The 1,260-nt window shown below is 46.0% G+C and carries 1 protein-coding gene; it reads right to left on the reverse strand.

The window, feature by feature from the left end; genetic code table 11:
- On the reverse strand, positions 1 to 1,196 hold a 1,196-nt coding region (sucC, locus tag DDR33_RS09705; RefSeq protein ID WP_109415584.1), incomplete at its 3' end, for an ADP-forming succinate--CoA ligase subunit beta.
- Between the last annotated feature and the right edge of the window lie 64 nt (positions 1,197 to 1,260).

Here is a 1,260-nt window from a genome sequence, read left to right on the forward strand (position 1 = left end):
TTGCTCTCTTCGAGGACTTTTGTGACGAGTTCGGCAGCTTCTTTTAACAGGATGGCAGAGTAAACTTTCAGTCCTGATTCATCGATCAGTTTTTTCGCTTCTTCGGCGTTAGTCCCCTGAAGTCTGACAATGATCGGAACGTGGATATTACCCAGCTCATTATAAGCATCAATAACACCCTGTGCTACGCGGTCACAGCGAACGATACCTCCGAAGATATTGATGAGGATTGCTTTCACATTCGGATCCTGGAGGATAATGTTGAAGGCTGCTTTTACAGTCTGAGCATTAGCAGTACCACCTACATCGAGGAAGTTAGCTGGTTCTCCGCCTGCAAGTTTGATAATGTCCATAGTGGCCATTGCCAATCCGGCGCCATTTACCATACATCCAACGTTACCGTCAAGCTTCACATAGTTGAGGTTAGACTTGCTGGCTTCAACTTCCATCGGATCCTCTTCAGTAATATCCCTCAGTTCAGCATAATCTTTATGGCGGAAAAGTCCATTGTCGTCCAGGTTGACTTTGGCATCAACGGCGAGGATTTTATTGTCTGAAGTTTTCAGTACAGGGTTGATCTCAAACAAAGAGGAATCAGTTCCTTCGTATGCTTTGTAAAGAGCAGCCACGAACCTGGTCATATCTTTGAAAGCATCACCGCTCAGGCCAAGATTGAAAGCAATCCGGTTTGCCTGAAACGGACGGAGACCTACCTTAGGGTCGATCTCTTCTTTGAAGATCAGGTGAGGAGTGGTTTCTGCCACGTGCTCAATGTCCATTCCGCCTTCGGTAGAATACATGATAATATTCCGGCCCTTTCCGCGGTCGAGCAGCACGCTCATATAGAATTCCTTAGGATCTGATTCTCCCGGATAATAAACATCCTGGGCAACTAATACTTTGTTGACCTTCTTGCCTTCCGGTCCGGTTTGCGGAGTAACCAGTTGCATCCCAATGATCTGTTCCGATCTTTCTTTTACTTCATCAAGATTTTTGGCCAGCTTTACGCCGCCCCCTTTGCCGCGCCCCCCGGCATGGATCTGTGCTTTTACAACAACCCAATCCGAATTGAAATCTTCTTTAAGCTTTTTGGCCGCTTCTACAGCCTGTTCCGGCGTGTCAGCAACGATTCCTTCCTGAACCCTGACACCGAAGCTTTTTAGAATGGCCTTGCCTTGATATTCGTGAATATTCATTGTTTTGATAGTTTGCAGACGGTAAAACTAATAGTTTTTTTTTATTAGAAAGCCATCAGCCTCC

Origin of the sequence: Pararcticibacter amylolyticus, assembly GCF_003130405.1 — a bacterium.
GTDB lineage: Bacteria > Bacteroidota > Bacteroidia > Sphingobacteriales > Sphingobacteriaceae > Arcticibacter > Arcticibacter amylolyticus.